Here is a 3,460-nt window from a genome sequence, read left to right on the forward strand (position 1 = left end):
TTCCGCTGGACCAAGACAGCCGACGACATCCTCGCCGCCATCCAGCGCTTCTGCCACCAAACTCTCCAGGTCAGAGAGACTAAGGAATCAGGACACTAGGTTCAGGCGAGGCATGACGGCGTTCACATCGAGGCTGGCAGAACGACCTGAATGCGCCATTCCGGTTGTTTGAAGCCAACCGATCACTTCTCCAGACCGGACATGCCGACGTCGGATGCCAATGCCTATCGACGGATGGTGAAGCTCGCAGCCGATCAGGTATAAGCAGCCCCTCCGCTTCTGCGTCGGCCCCGAAGCGATCGCCAGCGGACCTTCTCGGTTGCAAGGTGGAAAGAAGCGGGAGACGGCTCTCCGGCCGAGTGCAAGCGATGGGATTCCAGGAGCCGCTGGAGGTATTTCATGGCCTCCAGGGCTGCCGATGCGACACGCAGATGGTCCGCGCATCCCGCGTTTTTATGCAGGTTGCTGATGGTCTTCTCTGCCCTGTCAACGAGGCACGCGCCTTCCGCAACGTACCCGTCAAACTCCGTCAGATCAGACATTTCTCTGGCTCCGCAATGATCGAGGACCGACGAGACCGCCTGCGTAGCTGGACCTCCAAGCGAGTTTGGAAATTCCCGGGCTTCCTTGGAATCGAGGAGGGGAGCCGGCTGCCCCGGCCTCAGGCTCCCAAGCCAGAGCGCTCCGTTCGACGCTCCTTCGTCCACCCGCCTTGCTGGGTGGACGTTGGCGTTGGACTTCGCCTCAGGCCATCCCGCTTCGGTGGGCGCGACCGGCTCTTGAGCGGTCAGCCTCGCAAGGCCCTCACATCCTCGGTGGTGAGCCCTTTCCCGCCGATCCCCCATTCGCCGCTGCGAAGTTCCTGAACGCGAACCCACGTGACGCCGCGCATCGCTTCTCCTTCGATCTCGACCATGGCGTCGGTGACCTTCTGGATCATCTCCTTCTTCTGGGCCGTCGAGAAGACGCCTTCGATCAGCTGAATGTCGACGAGCGGCATGGCCGTTCTCCCGTGTCTGGCCCGGAACGATTCCGTGGCCTGCGGGCCTAGCCTTAGCCGCCTTTCCTAGCCCGGGCTTGAAGGTAGCCTGCAGAGATCAGGGAGATTACGCGAAGATGTGCTAGAGTTTCGCAGCGCATGTGCTCGTCTGCGGGGCGCCGGCGATGGTCTACCTCTTCGACGCGTTCGAGCTCGACGTCGACCGGATCGAGCTTCGCCGGAGCGGAGTCCTCCGTCCGGTCGAGCCGCAAGTTTTTGCTCTGCTGCGCCTCCTCGTGGAGAACCGGGATCGGTTGGTCTCCAAGGAAGAGGTCGTCGGCAAGGTCTGGAATGGGCGATTCATTTCGGATGCCGCCATCTCAAGTCGCATCAAGTCGGCCCGCCACATCCTCGGGGACGACGGAAAGGAGCAGCACTTCATCCGGACCCTGCACGGCCAGGGCTTCCGCTTCGTCGCCGATGTCAGGACCGGTGCTTCCCGACTGACGGTCCTGCCGTCCCCTCGACACATTGACGAGGACCTGCCTGAACCCACCGAGCCCGGCAAGCCGTCGATCGCGATTCTGCCCTTCCGGCTCGCTGGGCTCTCGCCCCTGCGCCCGGCCATCGGCGAAGCGGTCGCCCATGATCTCATCACCGCCTTGTCCAGATTGCGATGGCTGTTCGTCGTCGCCCGTGGATCATCGTTCCGCTTCCGGCCAGATGACTTCGATACTGTCCGCATCGGACGGTTGCTCAACGTGAGCTATGCTCTGTCCGGCTTCATCGATGTCTTCGCGAGCAGGGTGACCATCACCGTCGAACTCGCCGAGACGCGAACGGGCGGCGTTCTCTGGGGCGACTGCTTCGCGAGCACAATTGACGATATACATGACCTGCGCGCCCGCATCGCCGCGAGCATCGTCGCGGCCCTCGAGATCAGGGTTCCTCTCAACGAGGCGGCGCGGGCGGCCCTTGCCGTGCCGAACAGCCTGGACGCGTGGTCCACCTATCATCTCGGCCTCAGGCACCTGTACCGGTTTAAGCGCGGCGACAACGCCACGGCAACCGCGCTGTTCGAGCGCGCTGTCGCCCTGGAGCCCGGGTTCGCACGGGCCTATGCCGGCCTCTCCGCGACGTACTTCCAGAGCGCCTTCCTTCGCTATTCCGAAGATCCGGGCAGCGACGCGACGGCCGCACGGCGCTTTGCCGAACGCAGCGTGGAGCTCGATCCACTCGACCCTTTCGCCAACGTCACGCTCGGGCGCGCGTTCTGGCTGACGGGTGACATCGATCGCAGCCTTCCCTGGCTGGAACGCTCGACGGATCTCAGTCCGAGCTACGCGCACGGATTCTATGCACGGGCATGGGCCGATACGGTGTCTGAGCGCGACTTGGACGGGAGCAAGAACATCGATGCCGCTATCTCGTTCAGCCCGCTCGACCCCTTTCTCTACGCCATGCTGGCGACCCGTGCTCTGACGTGCCTGATCCACGGCGACACCGGACAAGCCGCGACTTGGGCCGATCGGGCAGCGAGATCACCCGGCGCGCATGTGATGATCTCGATGATCGCCGTGATCGCACACACGCTCAACGGGGACCCTTCGCGCGCGGCCGTATGGGTTGCGGACGTCCGTCGCCGCCGCGGCGATGTCTCCCAGGTCCACTTCTTCACGTCGTTCCCCTTCAGGGACGGTGAAACGCGACGCCGGATTGCAAAGGCCATGGAGGACAGTGGATTTCATTGACCGCGCTGCCTCGGCCGCGTGCGGGAGTCAGCGCTCGCCAACCATATCGCCGCCTTGCGGCTCGGGCATTCATCTGAGCGCCTGCAGCGGCCTTGACCCACAACGTCGGCCCAGACAGTGACAGCTTCCGGAACCAGCGGAAGGTCGCAGATGCGCCCATTGCCGTCCTTCAGCGGTCCTCGGCGGCTTCTCCGAAGTGGACGCTGCGGCAGCCCAGGTCGTGGGTCTCGGGCGCGCCATGAGCGGACGTGCGGCTACACCGCTCTCAGGGGCAGCTATCCCGATGAATGCAGACATTGGCGGACTGGGCGTTATGGAGCACCCGGCTCGCATGAATCTGGCCTGTAACCGCCGGACTTACCGCGTCTCCGGCCGAGCTAGGAGGATTGCTGTGCGCACGGCCGCCTGCCGTGCCGGCCACGCCATCGTCGGCGACCGCAAGATCGCACGGGCAAACCGGTCCTGCCGAACGGCAGCGGCAACGTTGACCACATAGCCTGCGGTAAGGGCCGCGAAGGTAACCTTGGGATCCGCCAGGAACGCATCGGCCGCTTCATGAACGTCAGCGGCCAGAACGATACCCTGCTTGATCAGCTCGCTGATGGTCGGACCCGTCACCATAGCACAGAACCTAGAGCTGTTCCCGGTCAGGTAGCGACGGCCAAGTCGTTTTCGTAGCCGGCTGCGGCGAGGTAGTTGCGGCACTCCTGCGGAGTGAAGCGCGTGAAGG

At 64.0% G+C, this 3,460-nt stretch carries 3 protein-coding genes; 1 reads left to right on the plus strand and 2 read right to left on the minus strand.

The window, feature by feature from the left end:
* Window positions 1–787 precede the first annotated feature (787 nt).
* Window positions 788–1,000 carry a tautomerase family protein gene (locus tag WDW90_RS35735; protein WP_336492492.1) on the minus strand — a complete coding sequence of 71 codons (213 nt, stop codon included), beginning with the start codon at window positions 998–1,000 and terminating at the stop codon, window positions 788–790.
* A gap of 164 nt (window positions 1,001–1,164) precedes the next feature.
* Between WDW90_RS35735 and WDW90_RS35740 the strand changes: the two genes are divergently transcribed.
* A complete protein-coding gene (locus WDW90_RS35740) occupies window positions 1,165–2,730 on the plus strand; it encodes a winged helix-turn-helix domain-containing tetratricopeptide repeat protein (RefSeq protein ID WP_336492493.1) in 1,566 nt (521 codons plus the stop codon).
* Window positions 2,731–3,087: 357 nt separating this feature from the next.
* On the opposite strand, the gene WDW90_RS35745 is transcribed toward WDW90_RS35740, so the two are convergent.
* The coding region (locus tag WDW90_RS35745; protein WP_336492494.1) for a hypothetical protein at window positions 3,088–3,460 on the minus strand (373 nt) is incomplete at its 5' end.

The sequence above is a fragment of the Methylobacterium nigriterrae genome (genome assembly GCF_037106235.1).
Classification (GTDB): domain Bacteria; phylum Pseudomonadota; class Alphaproteobacteria; order Rhizobiales; family Beijerinckiaceae; genus Methylobacterium; species Methylobacterium nigriterrae.

What these genes read in the sequence shown, in the direction of transcription:
- WDW90_RS35735 (WP_336492492.1), bottom strand. Translation starts at nt 1,000, where the DNA reads ATGCCGCTCGTCGACATTCAGCTGATCGAAGGCGTCTTCTCGACGGCC.
- WDW90_RS35740 (WP_336492493.1), top strand. Translation starts at nt 1,165, where the DNA reads ATGGTCTACCTCTTCGACGCGTTCGAGCTCGACGTCGACCGGATCGAG.